Source organism: Psychrobacter sp. T6-1 (genome assembly GCF_052258445.1).
The window spans coordinates 1-1,306 of record NZ_JBQQFC010000478.1; the positions used below are offsets into that span (position 1 = coordinate 1).

Below are 1,306 nucleotides of genomic sequence, written 5' to 3' on the forward strand. Positions count from 1 at the left end.
GCGCCAGAGATGGAGGCGTTTTGTTTAATAAGGCTACCAATAGCGGTTGCATTGAGTAAAAACTTGCGCACGCCGTCTTGGTTGTAGCTCTGCAAAAAATCACGGTAATAGTGCATAACCGCAGGGATGATACCCGCAGCACCATTGGTTGGCGCAGTGACCACATTGCCACCATTGGCGTTTTCTTCATTGACAGCTAAGGCGTATAAATCAACCCAGTCCATAGCCGCCAGCTTGTCACTTTGGCTGATAGGCTGATTCTTTTCTGCGCATAATTGCAAATACAAAGCCTGCGCTCGGCGTTTGACTTGCAGTCCGCCTGGCAAGATACCGCTATTTTGACAACCTTGCTCAACGCAGCGCTGCATCACGTTCCAAATATCATCTAAATAAGCGTAGATCTCGTCCAAGCTGCGATAGTGACACTCGTTTGCCAGTACCAATTCGCTGACACTCAATTGGTGCTGATTACATTGCTCAAGTAATTCTGCGGCATTGTTAAAGGGATAAGGAATATCATCGATAGTGGGGCTGGCATGATCCTCATCGGGGTTGGTAGCATCTTCATCATTGATGACAAACCCGCCACCGATAGAGTAGTACGTCTGCTGGAAGTGGTTGCCGCCTGTCAAATGAGCACGCAAGGTAAGCGCGTTTGGATGATAGGGCAATACAGTGTCATCGTACCAGTGAATGTCGCGCTGTGCATCAAAACCGACAGTATGTACGCCTAATAGATTAAGCTTTAGCTCATCTAAAATAGCAGAGAGATAATGGTCAGTGAGGCGCGTGTCTATCGTGCTGGGTGTATGACCTAACAAGCCTAGCAAAATCGCAGTATCTGTCGCATGACCTTTGCCCGTTGCTGCAAGCGATCCGTATAGCTCGATCTCTACTGATGATATATTGTCGATGCTTGCCATTTTTGATACTGAGGCCAAAAACAAGTTGGCCGCAATCATAGGGCCGACGGTATGTGAGCTTGAGGGGCCAATACCTATTTTAAATAAATCAAATACGCTAATCATAAAGTTACCATGACTTAAGAGGGTGGAGTGAGTTCATACTTTTATGCAGCAAAATCTTTTATTTATAGACTATTTCCGCTATGATGCTGAGCATCTTGCACTATGTAACATTCTGTAAACTTAACAGCTGTAAAATTTGGACAGTACTGCTTATTGTGAGCATCAAAACTGATGTCAGTTAAACACAACTCGTAGTACACAACCAGTGAAATTGGACTTTATTAACAAATAGTTTTTATCCTCAAAACCATTTGTTGTTGACGATTATTATAAAGCAG

The 1,306-nt window shown here is 44.2% G+C and carries 1 protein-coding gene; it reads right to left on the bottom strand.

Annotated elements, in window-relative coordinates; genetic code table 11:
- Positions 1-1,028 (bottom strand): L-serine ammonia-lyase (locus tag ACTXGO_RS13940; protein ID WP_443574940.1); only part of this gene is annotated, 1,028 nt, incomplete at its 3' end.
- Between the last annotated feature and the right edge of the window lie 278 nt (positions 1,029-1,306).